The organism is Peribacillus sp. NPDC097295 (genome assembly GCF_044761665.1).
Classification (GTDB): Bacteria; Bacillota; Bacilli; order Bacillales; family DSM-1321; genus Peribacillus.
The window spans coordinates 44,910-65,659 of the sequence record NZ_JBIWCW010000020.1 but is presented as its reverse complement, the minus strand read 5'-3'; the positions used below and the strand labels follow the sequence as shown (position 1 = coordinate 65,659).

The following is a 20,750-nucleotide window of genomic DNA, read 5'->3' as shown; positions in this document are numbered from 1 at the left end:
CGTGGACACCCTTGCATTAAGCTAACCACTACTACTGCCTTCATGGTTCGGGACTCACACCCTATAGATTGCACCCATGCCGGGCACACCAAAAATAGTGTGATTGATGGGGTAATCAATCACACTATTTTTATTTTACCGTATAAAGAACAATCGTTTTGTTTTCAACCTTTGTAAGTAATTCAACAATTCAGCATTCTTCTTATGTATCCGTTTTTCGGACGGGGATGCTGAAGGGGCTGGGATGTCTACTCTCTCGGGTTTCTTGTTCATATCTAAGGACCCTTCCTATTCGTCATTTTAAAATAGTATATGCAGACGCCCCTTAAATATCATTAGAGAAAATAAAATTACTAAGCCCATTCTTTCTTATAGGACATCTCTCAATCGGCTGAAGCGTGCTGTTTTTTCTTTATGGTTCAAGATAACACGTTCGTTTTGTTTCATCACTTTTTTTGTATGCGGACTCAAAGCTACATCGGGAATTTTGACCTGCGGCTTTATTACGGCTACGGAGACCCTGCTCCCGGCTTTATCATAAATGCTCATTCATCCAGCACCACCTTTACGTTTGTTTTATGACCATATCAAACATCATGATTAATAATGCTATTAATAAACAATCCACTTCAGACACGAAGCTTTCTGATCTTATTTCTATAATATACGGAAATGCCAAAATATTAACAGGCTGAAGAGCCATTTTCTCTTCGTCATTGTAATAGGTATCTTCTCTTTCCAATGTAGCACGGATCATATTTCCAGACAAGTTCGGATAAGCTTTTAACATCAAATTCTTATCCTGTTCTGTTTTAAAAGGGATAATCTTGACATTCATCCCTTCCTTAACCGAATAAGCCTGAAGCAAAATATGCAAGTAGGCCAGATATTCCTCATTCGTCTGATAATATTCCGGGATCCCTTCTTTTTTCAGAAGGTAAAACATGTTCTTGATCTTTTCCCTATTATCCGTCAGTAGCCTATCACTTTCCGCAACGGCTTTAGTGGCATAGGAAAGCTCATTATCACCGATTTTGGATATATACATGCTCAAGAAAACGAACATATCAATCAGAACGAACAGTATCGCCACAATCAAAAAGTTTTTCCACTCGACGAAAATGCTCTTCGGATAAAAGCTCCAGTATATTAAAGCTCCTAATATAAAAATGACATACCATGTCTTTCGAATGGCTTCTATTTTTTTACTGACTTTTTCTTTATACATCCATGATAAAATTACATAAGCTAATAAACCGATGAATACCAGCCAAACAAAGACCCTGAAAAACATCAACACTTTTTTTATCCCCCACCCCTTTTTTCGGCTTTATTCATATATAAATAGTATTCAGCAAGTCACACCCTTTTCCCTGCCATTTAAGAAACCCAAAATTGGAGATTTCAGTAAACACTCATTATTCGGAGACCTTCATTTCACTCAGAGTCACTTCATTAAGGTATATCCATATTTTGTGTTATTATAAACCCAGGAATATTCCGCGTGATATTAGGGGGTACTTATATGATGAAAACGTTAAAAGTTTGTATTTCCATCCTATTAACTGGGATACTTTTTATAAGACTTTATCCTCCTCTAGGAGGGCGTGCAACGAAAGAAAGAATTACAAGATTCAGGACGAAAGAAAATTTTGAAAATCGTCAATTCATCAATCAGATTCCTGCGAATCAGATGATGAGCCTTAAACATACTGGCTCCATACTTCGGGAATACATGAAAGGAAATCCGAACAGGCGACCTGCTGTTCCGATTTTGATTGATTCGACGGTGCAATCAAATGAAGGTAGAAATAAAATCACTTGGTACGGTCATTCTGCCTTCATGTTAGAAGTGGATGGTAAAAGATTATTAGTCGATCCTATGTTCGGAAAATCCCCCACGCCTTTTCCGCTCTTTGGAAACAAAAGGTATAGCGGTGACTTGCCAATTGATTTGGAAAACCTTCCGCCGATTGACGCTGTCGTACTCTCACATGACCACTATGATCATTTAGATTACTTTTCCATAAAGAAGTTAAAGGACAAGGTCGGCCAATTCATTGTCCCCCTAGGAGTTGGAGACCATCTGATCAGATGGGGAATCTCTAAGGAAAAGATTCAGGAACATAACTGGTGGGATGAAGTACAATACGACGGATTACACTTAGTCTGTACGCCTGCTAGGCATTTTTCTGGAAGAAGTTTAAATGATAGAAATTCAACGCTATGGTGTTCCTGGGTAATTCTTGGCAAAAAAGATAAAATCTTTTTCAGCGGCGACAGCGGGTATGGCACTCATTTTAAAGAAATCGGGGAAAAATACGGTCCCTTTGATCTTACATTAATGGAATGCGGACAGTACGACGAGCGTTGGGCCACCATTCATATGCTGCCTGAAGAAACCGTTCAGGCAACCATTGATGTAAAAGGAAACCTGATGATTCCGGTTCATTGGGCTGGCTTCACTTTATCTCTTCATGATTGGACTGATCCAATTGAAAGGGTAACAAAAGCCGCCAAGGAAAAATCCGTTAAGGTTTCTACACCAAAAATCGGTGAGCCTGTTCATATCGGGGCGGAAGTGTTCCCACATCAAATATGGTGGAAATAAAAATCAGCTTATCCTTCAAAAAGGATAAGCTGATTTTTCATTTTACACTGTGTTCTTTCTTATTAAAAAGAAATTTCATTTTGATGGTATGTTCTTTCTTATCCCCAAAATAATTCGTTCCGATGACACCTAGAATGATTAAACATGAACCGATTATATCGTAAACCGTTATTCTCTCATAAAGAATGAGTGCCCCTGCCCCAATCGTGACAACGGTAGATAGATTTGCAAAGACACTCATTTGAGATGCTTTGATTTTCGATAAGATCGTGTTGGAAAGCATTGAAGTGACCAATGAGGCCAATATTCCTAAATATAAGATAGAAGTTACAAATTCCATACTTGACCATGGTGAAAAGAATGCAGACATCGTTCCCTTGCTCGCATGTGAAAGGATTGCAGCCAAGTTAAAAATGACGAATCCTGTCCCCATCATGAAAAAAGACATTTCACCAGGTGTATAATCCTTGGCTAAGGACCGTGTCATTGTCGTATATCCTGCCGTTGCCATGCAAGATAAAAGAATCAATCCCATCCCTAGCAAATCGGAACCGCTCATCGTATTCCCTTTCATTACAAATATTAATATGACCCCTACTACTGATAAGACAATGGATGCCTTTTGATATAGAGAGGTCTTTTCCTTAAGAAAATATCCCGCAATCATTACTGTAATGATAGGGGTGATAGCAGATAAGATTCCAGCGTCGGTGGATTGCGAGTATTTAAGTCCGAAAGTTTGAAAGACAAAGAAAAGGGTGGGGAACATGATTGATAATGGTAGCAGTTTTTTGATTGATTCCTTGGTGTAATTCACCTTAATCATTTTTAATGCGACCAGGATTAATATAACAGCAAAGGAAACGCTGAAACGAAATGCCAACGTATCAAGGGGATTCGATTCTCCGATTGCCATTTTTGTAAACAAAAAAGATAATCCAACAATACTGGCATGTACTATGGCTAATATATAAGCATATGATTGGGTTTTCATCGTTGCATCTCCTTAACTAAGATACTATCATTCCGTTTTAGTTATAGTACCCTTTGTAACTGATGTACAATCCCAAAAAAATGCTAACAATTTTATAAATCGATAAGACAAAAGAATTGTTCGGCTTAAAGGTGGCCATTGGTCTGATACAATAAAAAAAGATGACATAGAAAAATCATTGAAGAAAGTGAGGGATACATATGATTGTAACCACCCTTATATTCCTTATGGCTGGCCTGGCCGAGATTGGTGGTGGATATCTTATCTGGATGTGGCTACGAGAAGGGAAATCCATTTATCTTGGATTAACTGGGGGAGTTTTCCTGATTTTATATGGCATTATTGCCACATTTCAAACGTTTCCGACATTTGGACGTGTATATGCGGCATATGGCGGGGTTTTTATAGTATTATCCGTATTATGGGGATGGGGGATAGATAAGAAAACACCTGATTCATATGATTGGATTGGTGCAATTATTTGTGTAATTGGTGCCTCTATCATCCTATGGGCTCCAAGAAATTAAAAAGATTAAAGGGCATATGGGCCCTTTAATTTCCTAATGCAACAGATTGATTTAAGTATTTTTCATCCGTAAGCGCACGTGTTATGAAATCTGCTACATCCGCGCGGGAAATGCTCCGGCTTCCTTTAGGAATCCCTTGATGCTCTTCCCGATACGAACCGGTAGGCGCTTTATCAGATAAGCCCATTGGTCTTGCCACCGTCCATGTAAGATCATTTGCTTTGATGACTTCCACAGCATTATGATGATCTTCCAATACATTTCCCAGCATCTTCATCGTCAACTTCCCAATCAATCCTGGGATTTCTTTTTCAATACCCGCTGACGCCATATAAATGATTCTTGAAACATGATTGACTTTCATGGCATTGACAATGTTCTGCGTCATTTCATGAAGAACAGTCGTCTTGCCCAGCCCACTGCTTGAACCTAAACATGAGATGACCACATCTTGACCGGATACAACTTTCTGTACGGCTTCTGCGTCAAGAGCATCACCCTGAATGATATGCAAGTTAGGATGCTCGATTTGCAACTTAGTTGGATTTCTTACAAAGGCGGTCACTTTATGTTGAAGATTAAGTGCTTGTTCTACGACCAATTTACCTGTTTTACCTGAAGCTCCAAAAACAATTATGTTCATGCTTCATCCTCCAAATCCATTATAGAGTTATCATAACACTGCGCTAAAATTATATCATTCAATTTCCCTTTAAAGAGATTTAGTGCAAAAAGTTAATCAACCTTTTTCATACGAACTGAGTAATGCGGGATAAAAGACTGGCATAAAGATTAGCAGGATTAACCTCCATCCAGCCTACGTTATTATCGTTTATCCTCCTCAACTCTTACATAGAATAAACAAAAGACCAGCCCGGATAAGGGACTGGTCTTAAAATGAAAAATTATAAAGCCGCCATTGCCGTATTTCAGTAAGAAAGTTTTAAACCACCACTCCTCAAAGTGGGTGTTTGCAAAAATATTCCTGTTTTCCAAGTCAGTGACGAGGCATAACATTCGTATTTTGATGTAAAACTCCCTATTACAGCTTAAAGGTTAAAACTTAATTATCATTACGAACAACGCAGCTTATGTATTTATAATACCTAAAGACATCTTAAGTTGCAAGGTCAAAAATTTCCATCGGCTAAATATCATGAATTTTTTTTAAGATGGTTCACTAAAGCTTCCATGAAAAGCCGATTGGTAAATGGCTCGAGTATCTTCTGTTCCCAGTTCTAATGGACTTCTCGTAAATAACCGTTTTTGTTTCACCCCTTCTTCCGTCAGCTTGTCAATTGCCCTTTCAGGTGTACCGAATTCACCTAATGATGTGGGGATCCCTACATCATGCACCAATTTTTAAATTTCTTTGACAGGAGGCCTCTACTCTGGAGGCCTCTACTTCTGATATATAAATCGAGCTCCCTCCCATGGCATTTAATATGTCGGCCATCTTTTTCATACAGATTTTTCTGATATACCCCATAACATACGGAAGCAATAATGCATTTGAATCACCATGTGAAAGGTGAAATTGGCCACCAAGCGGATAGGCAAGTGCATGTACTCCTGCGACGCCGGCATTAAAAAAGGCAAGGCCAGCCATATAACTGCCCTGGCACATCTCTGTCATTGCTTTTTGATTTTGCCCATCATGAACGGCTGTCCGAAGAGATCGAGCAATGAGCCGGATAGCATCCAAGGACAAGGCTTCCGTCGTAGGACTGGTAGACAAGGATACGAAGGATTCTATCGCATGTGTAAGAGCATCGATTCCCGTCGCAGCCGTTACCGCGGCGGGACCGATACGGTCAGTTCAGGATCCACTATGGCAGCATCCGCCAATAAAAAATCATGCGCCACAACATCCTTGGTGCTCCCAAGAGAAAGCACTGCAATATTCGACACTTCTGAACCCGTTCCCGCAGTAGTCGGGATCAACAGTTTTGGAATCCCCTTTTTAACTATTTTACGTGTTCCAGTCAGATTCAGATAATCAGCCACGGACCCTTCATGAACGGCAAGGACCGCAGTCAGTTTTGCTAAATCAAGTGCACTCCCGCCACCAAGGCCAATTATAAGATTGTATTGATATTTCTTAATATAGCTAACCAATCTTTCCGCTATTTCTAGCGAGGGTTCTGGAATCACTTCTGTATATAATCCAACTTGATAGCCTGCTTCTTCCAATGGCAGGGTAATCCTGTTCGTCACTCCTAGTCTTATCAACGCCGGATCAGTGACGACCAAAATCTTGGTGATCGCATGCTTCTTAACTTCAGGGACAAGTTGTTCCAATACCCCCCAAAGCCAACTTGACTGAGCGGGGTAAATACGAGTGTACTAAACATAAAAGCGCCTCCAACCACATTTTTTATTGTAATTTTATGGTAAATTGAATAATGAGTGGAATAAAAAGTTATTATTAGGAATGATTATAAAAAAGAAGGTAAACTAGTAGGTAGAGAATAAAATAGATGCAATATGCTCAGATTATGACAAAACGAGGCTAACAATTAATAGTAATTAACCTTTGCAATTGATTGTGTGAGGTCTATAATATTAGATATCAAGAATATTTAGGAGTGACTTAACTATGTTTTCAAATATTGGGATCCCTGGTCTGATTATCATCCTTCTTTTAGCTTTAATGGTCTTTGGTCCAAGTAAACTTCCTCAAATTGGCCGTGCTGTCGGTACCTCGCTTCGTGAGTTTAAAGATGCTACAAAAGGAATTACTGATGAAATACAAGCCGATTTCAAAGAAGACGTCCAAGCTGCTAAAAAAGACTCCGTAAAATAAAAAAATGCATAGAAAAAGACGCCTGCACGCAGCAGGCGTCTTTGATGCGTTTGTGGCGTAGAACCGTCAGGCCACATCCCGACGTTTAGCTAAAAGCATGTTCTACGGCTTACACAAATTAGCTCATCGCTTTATTAATATAACATTATTATATTCATTTGACAAGTCTATATTTCGAAAACTTTACTTAGAGGTAATATACTGATTTTAGAAAAGTCGGCGTCCTAATAAAATATTTTTCTAAAAAAACGATTTGGGACGATTACATATATTTTGCAAATTCCTCTATAAATTCATCGTCATCGTCGTTAATTCGTCTGAAGATACGGCCACTTGATCGAAAGCTTTACTAATCCCATCAAATATTTCGTTAAGCTCGGTCATTTCCTTAGCGACTTTAATATTTTGCTGTTTGACAGAAAGCATGGCCTCCGCAATGTCCGCAAAGAATATTCCAGTTTCCTTTCCTTGTTCTGTACCTTTAACAATCTCTTCACTCACAACAGAAATAGATGTATTCATAACATTAGTGAAGTGCCCTATTCCATTTACCAGTTTTGCCACTTCCGTTACGGATTTCTTGGTATTTTCCGATAGCTTTCTAACTTCACCAGCCACGACGGCAAAGCCCTTACCATTTTCACCTGCTCTGGCCGCTTCAATGGCTGCATTCAACGCTAAAAGATTCGTCTGTTCTGCAATTGAAGTAATAATCGATACAATCCTTTCGATTTCTTTCGATGTATTGGATAACTGCTCCATATCCTTGGAAATAATAATCATTTGTTCTTGCGTTTTCATTAATCTTTGCTCAAGACCCTTTAATAGTTCAACCCCTTCTTTGGATTGTTCTTCTGTACGGATGGCAGTATCTGATCCCTTTTGCGTTACAATTTGGATATTAACAACCTTGCCCGCCATCAATTGGGTTGAGGAACTTGTTTGTTGACTGATAGCTGATAGTTCTTCTGCATTACGATTCACTTGTTGTTTAATCATTTCTTTATCTTCTTGTATTTTCTGACGAATTCGCTCATTTTCGAGGTCATAGGCTTCTAATACGATTTGCTGTTCCAAATTCAATATTTTAGTGACTGCTAGAATCGTCTCACGATATAGTTTTATATCCTGGATATTCGTCATTACATTGAGAATGATTGATTGAAGTAAATCCTGAAATGCACTTAAATACCACTTTGGCTGCAAGCCGATTCTTACATGTACATGCGCAATGATATTTCGTTGTTTAATATATTCATCGTCAATAGAACCACTAAACATTTCAAACATATGCCGATGCAACGTCGTTTTTAAGCGATCTACTGAACTGTGTTTATTGATAATCTTCATCAACGAAGGTTCTTTTTCTAAGTTTCTATAAAAATTGTCTACAATCTCGATAATATGTTCTTTCACATCATCCTGTAATGAACGGATAATACAAAGATCCTTTGTTGTTAAATGAATCATCTCTATTTGAGTTAACACACCTGGATATTTTTTGATTTGAATACCGACTTGAGCCATATATTTCATATAATCATTTTCTTTGGTAAGGTTATTTTTCCATAATTTTTTCATTAAAAATTGCCCCCGAATATCTGCTTACAATCAATCATTTAATATCGATCAATATGATATGTTAATTTTAATCTTTTTTGATTAAAATTTCCTCATTTTTATATAATAATTCACAAGACTTTTGAACTATTTATAGAATTTCTCAAAAAAATAAACACTCCAGAGAGTGTTTATTTTGACTATCTCTATTCTTTTTGATGTAGATGGGAATGTTTTCGCGAATAAGCAAAGTACACGATAATTCCGATAGCCATCCAAATCAAGAAACGAATCCATGTATGGCTCCCTAGTTGGAACATCAGGAATACACAGAAGACGATTGCCAATCCTGGAACGACAGGTACCATCGGACAATAAAAAGCACGTTTCATATCCGGTTTGGTTTTTCGTAAAACGATCACTGCAAGAGAAATCATGGTAAATGCCGTTAACGTACCTATATTGACCAACTCGGCTAAATCACCTAGTGGAACAAAAGTACCTAGTAACGCGGCAACGAAACCAAACATCCAAGTTACTGCATATGGAGTTTTATATTTATTGTGCAGTTTCGATAAGGACTTCGGCATTAAGCCATCTCTTGACATCGCAAACATGATACGGGATTGACCAAAAAGCATGACCAAGATGACGGTCGTCATTCCTACGAAAGCTCCAACGTCAATGATCCCTGCAATCCAGTGTTGCCCTGCCACTTGTAAAACCAAGGAAACCGGGTGATCCAAAGCAGTTCCGAAGTGTGAATACGGTACCACACCTGTCATGATTAAACTCACCACCATATATAGGACGACACAGATAATTAATGAACCAATGATTCCACGTGGTAAGTTCCTCCCGGGATTCCGCGTTTCTTCCGCAGCCGAAGCTACCGCGTCGAATCCTATAAAAGCAAAGAACATCAGGGCTGCAGTGGAAAACACGCCACTTATTCCAAAAGGCATAAATGGCTGCCAGTTTTCTGGCTTAACATAAAAGACAGATGCAATAATGAATAACACTACAACAGCCACTTTAATGGTAACCATGATATTATTCACTCGTTTGGTTTCTTTCGTACCTCGGGAAATCAACAACGTGATTGCCATGACGACTAAATATGCCGGCAGATTCATATAAGTCAATACGCCTTCAACAGAGCCAGGTGCTGCAGTAAGCACTACTGGTAAGTCAATCCCGATTCCATTTAAGAACGATTGAAAATAACCGGACCAACCGGCAGATACGGCGCTCACCGCCAAGAGGTATTCAAGGATTAAGTCCCATCCAATAATCCAAGCTGTAAATTCGCCAAGTGTGGCGTACGCATATGTGTAAGTCGAACCGGAAACCGGCACAGATGAGGCAAACTCAGCATATGATAGTGCGGCGAATAAACAGGCTAGGCCTGCTATGACAAATGATAGTGAAAGTGCAGGACCGGCATTGACCGCGCCTGTGCCTGTCAGTACAAAAATACCTGTACCAATAATGGCGCCGATACCGAGCATCGTTAAATCCCAAGCACCTAGTTCCCTCTTCAAACCTTGATTATCGGAACCTGCGTTTTGTAATAGGTCTTCGATAGACTTCTTTCTAAAAATACTCATCTTTTCTCCTCCATAAATTTTTGAAAAAATATTCAGAAAACTAAAAATAGCTTTATTTAATATGGAGAATTTTCGACAAATCTCAACAAATCCTGAATTGTCTGACTTTCAAATTATACGCATTAACCCCCTACCAGTCAATGTATTTATTATAGTAGAAATGTATTTTTCAAATAATTTAGATACCCCACTTTTTAAATTCCGAACAACTCCTTGTTCTTCACTGTCTATTTCTTATTCTATAATGTGGTTTCCACATAGAAGGAAATCCCTGACGGTAGTCATTATTATTTCAAAGTAATTATATATCGATGCTAATATTAGTAATTCGTATTCCGTTTCTCTCTAATGAAATGGTTTTAAGTTAGCAGTCAGCAATGCATTCCTATAAAAATATATAAAGAGATTGACGGATGAGATGGACATCTCTATACTTATTAAGTCTAAAATTAGCAGGAAAAATGCTTAATGGAGAAGGTGACTTTCTTGGATTATGCGATAACTTATCTGTCTTTTTATTTAATACAAGTCGAAGGAAAAGGCGATCAGGCGGATAAACGTTTTAAACACTTTCAAACACTCGATACCGAGGAATATGAAGAAAGTCCTTTAAAGGATTTTCTAGATGGTGAATTGATGAAAATCTCCAAACGAAAAGTGGACCGTCACCCTAAAACAGAACAAATACCGACGAAAATCGGATCTTTTATAGTAGAAGAAGGTCATGCTCTCGACTCAAATCCGAATTATAATGCATTTAATCGAGTCCGGTATGCTAGGTCAAAAGAAGAATTTCAAAAAGAAAATGAACTTTTTGCCCAATCTTATATCGATACAAGTGCCGTTCGAGGTGGAGTTTTCCTTATCGCCTCAGCTAAACTGACTCAATACCTTGATGAACCTTTCATCTTTCTATTAAAATGTGATTTTGAGCCAAAAGTCGCTTCCATATCTGATGAACGAACGTTAATTCGTCACGTGGAAATGGCCATTACCACCAAAAATATGAAATCGATCCAGTACCCCTTCATGCCCGAAGAAGGAATTGTCGAAGATGGAGAACTGAAAATCCATCAGGCTTCACATGCCCGCTACTTCGAGGATTTCCTTAAGTTCGTTGAATATGGCGAATCGATGCCAGAAATCATGAAAAACCAGGTCATCCACATGGTTCATGAGCATGTATCTGCACAATTCGAAGAAAACAGCGACGAACTGCACAAATTCGAACAAGACCTCGAAATCTGGGAATCAAGTGAAAAACGAGAAATCCAGGAACGCTTAGAAACCCACCAGGTCGTCGAAGCAACTGCCCAAATCGTCGAACATACACCAGAAGCCGAACTGCGCATGAAGCTTGGCAGTACCTCCGTTAAAGGACTTCTAGCCGATTTCGGGGAAAGCATTCATTTAGGCAAGATTAATGGAAAGTATGTATTAATGATAGAAGCCGACACGATTCAGTTCGATAAAGGCGTTTCACCGATTGAATTCCATAGGCCGGATGATTTGATGGAGATTGTGGAGCGGATAAATAAGAAGAGTGTTGGAGAGTATTAAGGATATATCCTAAAATTACAATTGAGTGACCAATAATGACTCTCTTAAGTGAGAAAAAAATATTTTCCCCTTACAAATTTCCTTATTGAAAAAAAAGCCAGTGACAATGGAACTCACTGGCTTGGTTAAGAAATATATTATATATTTTAAACATTTGTTTTTTCTCCCTTGTTTTTAACAAATTGATGATATATTCATCATTATAAGGGCGAACAAATTGGTTATTTCATCCACTTTTATTAATAAAATTGTTCAATAACTCTTAAAATTTCATCTTTATATAAAAGAATATCGTTTACACTTTCTATTTTATGTGTAGTTTTTAATTCATCGTTTAATTGGATATATTTATTGCTTGAATTAAAGCCTAATCTACAAATCCATTTACGTATATTATCATCTAACAAAACATTAAAATAACTTTTGTTATCACGATAGTAAATTCTATTTGCATCTATGCTTTCTTTAAGCATTAATTTAATTAAAACATACCCTTCTATTTCTTCTTCGGTTGTTACGATTATTGGTCCATCTACTACTTTTTCAAGTTCATCTATTAACTCTTCTTCTTTTGTCGGAGCTACTTCATCATTTATTTTTTCAGCTAAATTTGTTTCATTACCATCAGTTGAATTTAAAGCCTTTTGAAGCTTATCATTTACCTTTTCATTAACAAATTGATTTAGAGATTTTTTTACTATATCTCGAAAGTTTTCAATTACTTTCTTCGTCTTTATACCTTGATAAACATCACTTAAAACAAATTTAATAAACTCTTCATTTGGTTCATCCCATTGTTGAGTTAAGAAAAGTTTAATTTCATTAGTGTATTTTAATTCAGATGCAGTAGTCAATACATTTTCTATATTGAAAAAATTCTTTCTGAATTTCGCCAATTCCAGAAATTGATTTTCCCTTAATTCTTGTAAATTAAATATAAAAAATGGCTTTTCATCCATTTTATTAGGTTCTTCTAAATCTGTGAAGAACTTGTATTCAATTCCATTTGTCAAAATTGCAAACTTAGCTTTAGTAGTTCCAAAATACCTAAATAATTGTGAATCATGTTTATGAAGTTTCTCATGAACACATTTAGCTTCAATTAAAATTACAGGGTTTCCATTTTCCATTATTGCATAATCAATTTTTTCACCTTTTTTAATTCCAACGTCCGCTACGAACTCCGGCACTAATTCCTCAGGATTAAATATATCATATCCTAATGCTTGTATTAATGGCATAATTAACGAGGTTTTTGTTGCTTCCTCTGTTTGAATGTTATCTTTTATTCTATCTACCCTACTTGATAGCGTTTTGATTTGTTGTATAAAGGTTTCCATATTAATACCCCCAATTCATAAAAAATATTCTATTAAAATTATAACAAACAAAATTATACTAAACTGTAACTTTATTTATATTTTTCCTAATTCTAACAAAAAAAATAATAATAAAGAAACAGTTTTAAAAAATTATGCTTTTCACTGATTGAATGAAGAAGAAAGAAGAACTAAGAATATTAAAAGTATTGATGGAACGATAATTATAAGTACTTTTGTGGTACAAAGTTATAAGTGCTAGATAAATTTCACAATATGCTTATTTACCTCATCCTTCATTTACCGGTAAAGCTAACAATTTGAGAATCAATTTATGATTTCGTAACAAGGTATTATTTGAGTTACGATTAATTCGGTTAAGGCTTGCTTATATACACTAAGTTGTAACTCTATCAAATCCGAGAATATAAAAAACAATTACTTCCTATCGAAGTAATTGCCGATTTTGCATATTTCACTAAAATGAAATGAAGTGATACTAGTCCGTAAAATCCTATAGTAAGATGACTGGTTCAACTATTATTTTTCATATTCTCCGCTATGATTTTCTCCATCACCATAATACATTTCAAGTCCCGTAGAAGTGCAACTACCCGCTTTTGATTTTTCAGTCACACGAATGGTATTTCCTACCGATTTAAAAGTAGCTTTACAGCCCTTATTGTTAAAGGATGCACTAGTACTAGATGTTAATTTTGCAGAACCATAGTAGTTGCTAAATTTCCAAGGCATTTCGTAACCGGCTAAATCACCGTTCGTTGGATCGTAACGATAGCCTGTTCTTGAAAGGAAGTATATATCGTTAGATGTTTTTTTATAAACATACAATTTCGTACTTATACCAGTGCCTGAATAACTACTGTTGTAATAGCTACCGATCCAGCGTTGGTTTGGTTTTACTTCTTTAGCATAATCCATTGATACATAAGCTTTTTTACCTTTATATACTACTTCATAAAAACCCGTACCATAATTTTCGTAACGCATAGCTAATGTTTGACCTTTCTTGAGTTTGCCTAAAATTTTTGATTTTGTTGATGGTTTTTCGCGTACATTTACATTGCTTCCTGTTGATTTAACTTTTAGCGTAAACGTTACTGTATCTTTTGCGTATGATGGTGTTGCTAAACTCAGTAATAATAACAAACCTAGCACGGCCATAATAAGTTTCTTCACGTATTATCCCCCTGATAAACATAATATTTGGTTGCAGGTATATCTTACTATACTACTATCAATTAATGGTAATAATCTTTAAAAAAATGTTAAATTTCATCGAGGTTTCTTATTTAATTTACATTCATCATTCTCATCTAAAAACAAAGTATGATTGCTAAAAGTGAACTAAAGGCTAAAGCTGTATTTGTATGGAAAATAACATGGGCTATGCAGCTGAAGGCGACACATTATGCTTTCTACTCTTTCCACCAGTTCTTGGTGGTTCCTCCTTTCTAATTTTATATTCGACTCTTATTGAGTTCAAAAACTTAGTTTGTCAATTCAACCTGAAGCTTACAAAGGAAAATAAAAGATAACTCATTATCCTCCAAGAATTTTATGTAATACTTTACCATTAATATCTTATATTTGCCATCCAACCATTACCTACATATAATAGAAGTAATACAGTGTAAGGGGGAATATAAATGAGTGAAAGAGATCCAATAAATGTAACGCTGGCTTCTCATTTAAGCATGCGACTCACTCGTTTAGCGGAAGAAAGGAATATCCAATTGGAAAGATTGCTGGATAAATCTGTTGAATTATTGCTTGAATATATGGAGGATCATGAGGTTCTTAATGATCATGTTAAATTAAATAATGTAGAAGCAATCAATAAAAACAGAGAAATCATCCTCCAAAGCAGGCAATTATTAAATAATAAATAATATACACATACGAAAAGCACAAACCATGTTAGGGTATGTGCTTTTTCTTCTTTCATCCATTTAGATTAATTCCTATGTAAAAAATCCATAAATACTTTCATTAACAAGTAAAAAGGCAGCTCAGAGAACTGCCCTAAAAATAATTCACATGAAGTTATAAATAATATTAATAACATCTTTTTTTATTTTTTTTACAGCCACAAGGTCTTTCTGGAACCCATACTGTATAAGGATCATTTTCCTCATAGCATTTTTTTACGCAACAGCATTTTGAACTCATAACTATCCCCTCCTTACTATACTATATGCGTGTACACATAGAAGGTGTGGACAGGTTGCGAAATTGATTTTGACAGTTGTAAACTTAGGTTCCTACAGGAAATGACCTACCTTTTGGTAATACACTTTTAAAAAGCATGATTATTAAACATCGCAAACGCTATAAAAAATAAGGTGCCTCAAATCAGTCAAATTCACCTTTCATATAACGATTAATCAAATTGCCCCGTACAAATTCTCGACTGGCTGGAGTTAGATGGGACCTTACTGGATGTATCAAATCACCAAATGGTTTATCTTGAACAAACTTGATCTCCCCTTCAAATTCTAGATTTGCCTCTGCATCATACCCTACCACTTTCACGAAACAAGTATGATGTCCAGTTTTAATAAAATCGATTACGTTTAAAACATGTTGATTTTCAGGATGCATTCTTTCTTCCCCAAATTTTTTTATTTTTTTTGCAATTAATAAGTAACCGGATAAATTATAATTAAACAATCATTCCAGGCCTTTCTGTAAGTAATGTTACACACTTACAATCTAATAACACAAGATTGGGAGCCCTCTTTAAAATTGATGGAAGGATCCGAATTGAGCGAAATGTATTTTTCTTCTCTATGAAATTACATCCTGCTATAATTTAGAAATCGGAGGTGTACTGTATGAAAGAAATTATCTTGGTCTTGACCGAAATCATCAATAACATTCACGATTTCATCCTGATATTTGTAGGTGACACCCTCAATTCAAATGCAACCGATAAGGATTTACATTTTTGGATAATGGGCATTATCGGCATAATCATATTTATCTTTGTGCTATTTTTATTTAATGTCATTTCACGGTTACGCTTTGGAATTACCATATTGTCTTTCATATATACGTTTACTGTCATGGTTGTTCTTGTATTTGCAATTGAAATACAACAAGCTTTAACCAGTAGAGGGAACATGGAGTTTCAGGACGCCGCCATCGGTCTATGGGGTTTCATCGTCTTTTTCTTGGTTTTTGTAGTATTATCCCTAATGTACATATATATAAAAAAATTCATAAAGCAAACAAACAAAAGATCATAGAGGAAAACCGACATAAAGATACTGCACCTCCAATTGATGTATCTAACAAATCGAGGTGCAGTATTCCCAACTTCAACAGAAAAAAATCCTTGTCCACATTAATTCCCTTCTTATACCGAAAATTTCCTTTCATCTAAAAACTACTTTTATCCTTTATCCTTCCTTTATTTGATTAACGTATAAATCATCACTAACCACCAGAACAACGAGATTAGTAGATATTTAGCGATATTGTTCAAGAGTTTGAAATGTAATTTCATTATATACATACCCCTCAAGCATTAATTATTATCTATCTACTACTCGTATGTAAGATGCTAGCAAATAGCTTGTACAAATTTCATAATTGTACTCAATATTATCAGAGTTATCACAAGCGTATTTGGGGGAATATATAAGATAAAGTGACCAAAACCTTGAAAGAAGAAATTATATGTTCTTATATGACGATTTACAGCAAACAAACTGAAATGAGGCTACAATAATATTTAAGATAGCACCAATTAACCTTTAATAAGCTAATCGAATCTTGTAATTATTTTCTTGATATTTTACGTAATAAATATAAACCATATATAATTGCAGGTATAGCTATTAAACGAAGAACTAAGTCTACTATTCCAAAAACTGCATACAAAGGTGAAATATTTACATCCATACTCATTTGATAATCTCCTTGGTCTAATCTCGATATTATATTTTACCATAGTGGATTCTGGAATTGCCGTTAAAGTTAATAAACGTGCACCATCAATTACTATATTTACAGGAGTTCCACAGTACGTGACATTTCAAATAAGACCTAGAGGTTTTTACCAGTGACACCCCATATTAAACGAAATTAAAAGGCATGAGTCCTGTTGATTACCAGGTTCATGCCCTCGAGGTTGCCTAATGAAATAAAGTGTGTACTTTTTGGGTCACTTCATCAGTGCAGCGTTATTTTTATTTAATCATTTACCTTTTACCATATTTTCAGCCATTTCAGCCAAGTGGTTTGCATGAGAACTAATATCCATCATGGTTGATGAAATCTCATCCGTTACTGCTGATTGGTTCTCTGTTTCTTCATTTATGGACGTAATGGAGGTGCTAAGCGTTTTAATCAGCTCCTCTATATTATTGACGGATTTCTTGATTTCCTCTGTATGGCTTCTGGAATTCCCAGCCAGTTTCCTGATCTCATTTGCAACGACCGAAAACCCTCGCCCAAATTCTCCAGCCCTGGCCGCTTCAATAGAAGCATTTAAACCAAGAATATTGGTAAGGTCAGAAACTTCCCTTACCATCTTAGACACTTTTTCAATTTCACTGACGCTTTGCAAGACGGAATTAGATTGATTGTGTATGTGTTGCATGCTTTCGGATAACACAATGGTCGTGGCTGCCAGCTCTTCGATTGTCGCTGTCACTTGTTCGACAGCTTTCGATAATTTAGAAGCGATCTCAAACAATGCATTATATTGCTCCATACTCGCACCAAGGCCAACCCCACCAATCACCTGTCTCTTCTCATCAAAAAGAGGGATGGCGCTGGCAATGATCGGGATACCGAAAACCCCTTCTGGCACGAAGACTCTTACAGTTCTTCCACTTTTAATCGCTTCCGTTATAGCATCGTTTTCTTGAAGCGGAAAGCCCGGCTCGATGCCAAGGGAAAAAGTCTTACCCGGTACACTTAATAAGAACTTTTCTGTATCACATATACCAATTGTTATATCTTCTGGCATTAACTCGTTAAGTAGTGGCGCGATGGATGCAAAAGCTTCCAACTTCGGATGTGTTGAAGAAAGACTCATTTTTATAGTTGCAACACCTTTCAGTTTTAAGTTGAGTCTATAAAGAATTATATTAACTTATTTAAAAGTTTTTACTCATTATAAAAGAACCCTTGTTTTTTATCGGATAAAAATCATATGTATTGATAAGAAATATATAAGTTATAATATTCTAATATTAATGGCAAATTTTCAACACTTCTTTATTAAATAACCCAAATTCCATATACAGGCAATATACTGAACCAAAAAAAATCGTACAACCCTATTGAAAGAGTTGAACGATTTTTTTTGTGCTTCATTGAATTAGTGGCTATTAAGCCTACAATTCCCTATCATTTCCACCAGGTATCATAAACATTAATGGCTTCATTTCTTTTGTGCTCTGTTTTTGTATACCAACCTTCAATGATATCTGCCGCTTCCGCCCTTATCTCTTTGCCTTCAAGGTAGTCGTCAATTTCATCGTAACTAACCCCTAGAGCCACTTCATCAGGAACCAATGGTTTGTCATCTTCCAAATCTGCAGTTGGAATTTTCGTGTACAGTCGTTCAGGAGCACCCACAAATTTAAGGATTTCTCTTCCTTGTCTTTTATTCAAACGGTAAAGTGGTATGATATCCGCAGCACCATCTCCATGCTTTGTGAAGAATCCAGTGATTGCTTCTGCTGCATGATCTGTTCCAAGAACTACGCCTTTATATAGACCCGCCAGGTCATATTGTACCTTCATTCTCTCCCGTGCCTTGGTATTACCCTTTAGGAAATGTGTCATTTTTTTCCCTGTCGCTTCCTCTACTGCACTTACAGTTGCGTCTACGGCTGCCTTTATATTGACCGTTACAGTCTTACTTGGTTTAATGAATTTCAAAGCTAGCTGCCTATCTTCTTCATCCGCCTGGATACCATATGGTAAGCTGACAGCTATGAAATTATATTCATCCGTTTTCAACTCTTGATTCAATTCATTGACAGCCACTTGAGCGGTATAGCCAACTAGAGTTGAATCCTGACCACCTGAAATTCCAAGAACGAAACTTTTCAGGAATGTATACTTCTTCAAGTAATCCTTTAGAAGATCGACGCTTTTTCTGAATTCCATTTCTGGATCAATCGTTGGTTGAACAAGTAATTTTTGTACGATTTCTTTTTGTAATGGACGCATTGGCATAACCCTCTTTCCAAATAGATTCGTTATTTCGTAAGCTTGCTTTCTACATTGGCTTTTACTTCATCTATATTTCTCATTTTATTATCCCAACAATCCTGACTTAGGTCGACGGGATATTCTTCCGGATTTAGAGCCCTCAAGTATTCTGGCCACAACACCTGAATGTTTGATAACGTATACGCCTTAATCTCATCAATGGATGGCAATTCATACGTTAAGGTACCATTCACAAAAATATCTTCATGCAGGTCCACTGCATCGAAGTCTGTGACAAATTTACTTAGGAAGGTGTGTACAGGATGGAACATTTTTAATTTTTCCTGTTCCTGTGGCTTTTCATATTCCATCGCTAAGTAATCCCCTTCTGCATGGTGGTTGACCTTATTTATGATCCGGTAGATCCTCTTTAAACCAGGTGTAGTCACCTTTTCAGGATTGGAAGAAATTTTGATGGTATCTCTCATATTCCCGTTTTCGTCCTCTATTGAAACCATTTTGTATACTGCACCCAATGCAGGCTGGTCAAAAGCGGTAATCAATTTGGTCCCTATGCCCCAAATATCAATTCGTGCCCCTTGTTGTTTCAGGTTGATAATGGTGTATTCATCCAAATCATTCGATGCTACAATTTTCGCGTCAGGAAAACCGGCTGCATCTAGCATGCGTCGAGCTTCTTTCGAAAGGTAAGCCAGATCACCGCTATCAAGACGGACACCTATGAAATTGATTCTGTCACCCAATTCTTTAGCGACACGGATGGCATTCGGGATGCCTGAACGCAATGTATCATAGGTATCGACCAAGAATACACAGTCTCTATGAGAACTTGCGTATTTATGGAATGCTGTGTATTCGTCCTTATAAGCCTGAATCATCGAATGTGCATGTGTTCCCGAGACCGGAATCCCGAATAGCTTTCCTGCACGGACATTGCTAGTGGAATCGAACCCAGCAATATAGGCTGCACGCGCTCCCCAAATGGCAGCATCCATTTCCTGTGCCCGACGTGATCCGAATTCAAGGGCCGAATCATTGCCAATAACCTGTTTAATCCGTGAAGCTTTCGTAGCAACGAGTGTGTGATAGTTCACAATATTAAGCAGCGCCGTTTCAATGAGTTGAGCCTCACCAAGGGGTGCTTCCACACGTAAAATCGGTTCGTTGGCAAATACTAGTTCGCCCTCTTTCATGCAACGTATCGTTCCTGTAAAACGAATGTTCTGCAAATAACTCAAAAAATCATCTTCGTAATGCAATTCATTTCTCAGATATTCGATATCACTTTCTGAAAAGTTAAAGTTTTGCAGATAATGAACGATCTTTTCAAGACCTGCAAATATTGCATAGCCGCTACTGAAAGGAAGTTTCCTGAAAAAGATTTCAAAGACAGCCTTCCTGTTATGGGCATTATCCTCCCAATATGTTTGAGCCATATTGATTTGATAAAGATCAGTGTGTAGCGCATAGCTATCGTCATTATATTTGTTTCCCATGATAGTTCCTCCCAAAAGAGAAGTGTAGCTCCCTTTTATTCTGTGGCGTAA

At 36.8% G+C, this 20,750-nt stretch carries 19 protein-coding genes, 1 other RNA gene and 1 pseudogene; 6 read left to right on the top strand and 15 right to left on the bottom strand.

Annotated elements, in window-relative coordinates; translation table 11 throughout:
* Window positions 1–369: 369 nt before the first annotated feature.
* Window positions 370–549, bottom strand: a complete 180-nt coding sequence (locus tag ACIQXN_RS19600; RefSeq protein ID WP_402970601.1) for a hypothetical protein — start codon at window positions 547–549, stop codon at window positions 370–372.
* 16 nt (window positions 550–565) lie between these two features.
* Window positions 566–1,294 carry a type II toxin-antitoxin system SpoIISA family toxin gene (locus tag ACIQXN_RS19595; protein WP_402970613.1) on the bottom strand — a complete coding sequence of 243 codons (729 nt, stop codon included), beginning with the start codon at window positions 1,292–1,294 and terminating at the stop codon, window positions 566–568.
* A gap of 399 nt (window positions 1,295–1,693) precedes the next feature.
* Between ACIQXN_RS19595 and ACIQXN_RS19590 the strand changes: the two genes are divergently transcribed.
* Window positions 1,694–2,611, top strand: a complete 918-nt coding sequence (locus ACIQXN_RS19590; protein ID WP_402970610.1) for an MBL fold metallo-hydrolase — start codon at window positions 1,694–1,696, stop codon at window positions 2,609–2,611.
* Between the two features lie 37 nt (window positions 2,612–2,648).
* Here ACIQXN_RS19590 and ACIQXN_RS19585 read toward each other — a convergent pair whose 3' ends face one another.
* The gene (locus tag ACIQXN_RS19585; RefSeq protein WP_402970598.1) at window positions 2,649–3,605 is read right to left on the bottom strand and encodes a DMT family transporter; all 957 of its coding nucleotides are present in this window, start codon (window positions 3,603–3,605) and stop codon (window positions 2,649–2,651) included.
* A gap of 200 nt (window positions 3,606–3,805) precedes the next feature.
* Here ACIQXN_RS19585 and ACIQXN_RS19580 point away from each other — a divergent pair, with 200 nt between their 5' ends.
* Window positions 3,806–4,132, top strand: a complete 327-nt coding sequence (locus ACIQXN_RS19580; RefSeq protein WP_402970595.1) for a YnfA family protein — start codon at window positions 3,806–3,808, stop codon at window positions 4,130–4,132.
* 25 nt (window positions 4,133–4,157) lie between these two features.
* Here the strand turns inward: ACIQXN_RS19580 and ACIQXN_RS19575 are convergent, their stop codons facing one another.
* The 3 genes and pseudogenes from ACIQXN_RS19575 to ACIQXN_RS19565 all read right to left on the bottom strand — a co-directional run bounded on the left by ACIQXN_RS19575 (window position 4,158) and on the right by ACIQXN_RS19565 (window position 6,486).
* The gene (locus ACIQXN_RS19575) at window positions 4,158–4,775 is read right to left on the bottom strand and encodes an NAD(P)-dependent oxidoreductase (protein ID WP_402970592.1); all 618 of its coding nucleotides are present in this window, start codon (window positions 4,773–4,775) and stop codon (window positions 4,158–4,160) included.
* 263 nt (window positions 4,776–5,038) lie between these two features.
* A non-coding RNA gene (gene ssrS, locus ACIQXN_RS19570) (6S RNA) lies at window positions 5,039–5,226 on the bottom strand.
* Window positions 5,227–5,299: 73 nt separating this feature from the next.
* Window positions 5,300–6,486 (bottom strand): annotated as a pseudogene (locus ACIQXN_RS19565) (iron-containing alcohol dehydrogenase).
* A gap of 245 nt (window positions 6,487–6,731) precedes the next feature.
* Here ACIQXN_RS19565 and tatA point away from each other — a divergent pair.
* Window positions 6,732–6,938 (top strand): twin-arginine translocase TatA/TatE family subunit, encoded by a 207-nt coding sequence (gene tatA, locus ACIQXN_RS19560; RefSeq protein WP_402970589.1) that lies wholly within the window; start codon window positions 6,732–6,734, stop codon window positions 6,936–6,938.
* A 285-nt stretch (window positions 6,939–7,223) separates the two neighbouring features.
* Here the strand turns inward: tatA and ACIQXN_RS19555 are convergent, their stop codons facing one another.
* Together ACIQXN_RS19555 and bcaP are read right to left on the bottom strand one after the other, a co-directional pair.
* Window positions 7,224–8,519, bottom strand: coding sequence for a protoglobin domain-containing protein (locus ACIQXN_RS19555; protein ID WP_402970586.1), 1,296 nt, complete (start codon window positions 8,517–8,519; stop codon window positions 7,224–7,226).
* 185 nt (window positions 8,520–8,704) lie between these two features.
* On the bottom strand, window positions 8,705–10,108 hold the full coding sequence (gene bcaP, locus ACIQXN_RS19550; protein WP_402970583.1) for a branched-chain amino acid transporter BcaP: 1,404 nt from the start codon (window positions 10,106–10,108) through the stop codon (window positions 8,705–8,707).
* Window positions 10,109–10,576: 468 nt separating this feature from the next.
* Between bcaP and ACIQXN_RS19545 the strand changes: the two genes are divergently transcribed.
* The gene (locus tag ACIQXN_RS19545) at window positions 10,577–11,668 is read left to right on the top strand and encodes a DUF3900 domain-containing protein (protein WP_402970580.1); all 1,092 of its coding nucleotides are present in this window, start codon (window positions 10,577–10,579) and stop codon (window positions 11,666–11,668) included.
* Between the two features lie 239 nt (window positions 11,669–11,907).
* Here the strand turns inward: ACIQXN_RS19545 and ACIQXN_RS19540 are convergent, their stop codons facing one another.
* Entirely contained in the window at window positions 11,908–13,008 is a 1,101-nt protein-coding gene (locus tag ACIQXN_RS19540; protein WP_402970577.1) for a type I restriction endonuclease, read from the bottom strand.
* 519 nt (window positions 13,009–13,527) lie between these two features.
* Complete coding sequence (locus ACIQXN_RS19535) at window positions 13,528–14,184, bottom strand: SH3 domain-containing protein (protein ID WP_402970574.1); 657 nt, start codon at window positions 14,182–14,184, stop codon at window positions 13,528–13,530.
* A 470-nt stretch (window positions 14,185–14,654) separates the two neighbouring features.
* On the opposite strand from ACIQXN_RS19535, the gene ACIQXN_RS19530 reads away from it, so the two are divergent.
* Window positions 14,655–14,897: a hypothetical protein gene (locus ACIQXN_RS19530; protein WP_402970572.1), complete on the top strand. Its 243-nt coding sequence runs from the start codon at window positions 14,655–14,657 to the stop codon at window positions 14,895–14,897.
* Window positions 14,898–15,360: 463 nt separating this feature from the next.
* Here the strand turns inward: ACIQXN_RS19530 and ACIQXN_RS19525 are convergent, their stop codons facing one another.
* Window positions 15,361–15,609, bottom strand: a complete 249-nt coding sequence (locus ACIQXN_RS19525; RefSeq protein WP_402970569.1) for a hypothetical protein — start codon at window positions 15,607–15,609, stop codon at window positions 15,361–15,363.
* A 233-nt stretch (window positions 15,610–15,842) separates the two neighbouring features.
* On the opposite strand from ACIQXN_RS19525, the gene ACIQXN_RS19520 reads away from it, so the two are divergent.
* Window positions 15,843–16,256, top strand: coding sequence for a hypothetical protein (locus ACIQXN_RS19520; protein WP_402970566.1), 414 nt, complete (start codon window positions 15,843–15,845; stop codon window positions 16,254–16,256).
* 535 nt (window positions 16,257–16,791) lie between these two features.
* Here the strand turns inward: ACIQXN_RS19520 and ACIQXN_RS19515 are convergent.
* The 4 genes from ACIQXN_RS19515 to ACIQXN_RS19500 all read right to left on the bottom strand — a co-directional run bounded on the left by ACIQXN_RS19515 (window position 16,792) and on the right by ACIQXN_RS19500 (window position 20,699).
* A complete protein-coding gene (locus ACIQXN_RS19515) occupies window positions 16,792–16,920 on the bottom strand; it encodes a hypothetical protein (RefSeq protein ID WP_402970563.1) in 129 nt (42 codons plus the stop codon).
* A gap of 289 nt (window positions 16,921–17,209) precedes the next feature.
* Complete coding sequence (locus ACIQXN_RS19510; RefSeq protein WP_402970561.1) at window positions 17,210–18,055, bottom strand: methyl-accepting chemotaxis protein; 846 nt, start codon at window positions 18,053–18,055, stop codon at window positions 17,210–17,212.
* 314 nt (window positions 18,056–18,369) lie between these two features.
* Window positions 18,370–19,200 (bottom strand): ammonia-dependent NAD(+) synthetase, encoded by an 831-nt coding sequence (gene nadE, locus ACIQXN_RS19505; RefSeq protein WP_402970558.1) that lies wholly within the window; start codon window positions 19,198–19,200, stop codon window positions 18,370–18,372.
* 29 nt (window positions 19,201–19,229) lie between these two features.
* Window positions 19,230–20,699, bottom strand: a complete 1,470-nt coding sequence (locus ACIQXN_RS19500) for a nicotinate phosphoribosyltransferase (RefSeq protein WP_402970555.1) — start codon at window positions 20,697–20,699, stop codon at window positions 19,230–19,232.
* Window positions 20,700–20,750 lie beyond the last annotated feature (51 nt).